This is a genomic window from Shewanella sp. S1-58-MNA-CIBAN-0166 (assembly GCF_040310085.1).
Classification (GTDB): Bacteria; Pseudomonadota; Gammaproteobacteria; order Enterobacterales; family Shewanellaceae; genus Shewanella.
In genome coordinates this window covers 1-258 of sequence record NZ_JBEOPN010000162.1, presented here as the reverse complement: position 1 = coordinate 258, position 258 = coordinate 1, and the positions used below count along the sequence as shown (strand labels likewise).

1 protein-coding gene is annotated in these 258 nt (G+C 38.0%); it reads left to right on the top strand.

Features of this window, described 5'->3' with window-relative positions:
* Window positions 1-15: 15 nt before the first annotated feature.
* On the top strand, window positions 16-258 hold a 243-nt coding region (locus AAEY99_RS21540; RefSeq protein ID WP_351011998.1), incomplete at its 3' end, for a transposase.

The window sequence follows — 258 nt, the reverse complement described above, 5'->3', positions numbered from 1 at the left end:
CATTCGTATTGTTTAATGACCAATCATTACCACCTGTTAATAAAAACCCCAGATGCAAATTTAGGCAGAGCCATGAAGCATATTAATGGCCTCTATACGCAATATTTTAATAGAGCACATAATACAGATGGTGCACTGTTTAGAGGTCGCTACAAGGCGGTGCTGGTGGATGCTGATAATTACTTACTACATGTTAGCCGTTATATACATCGTAACCCAATAGAAACAAGTACACCGTTAGTAGATGTACTTATTGAC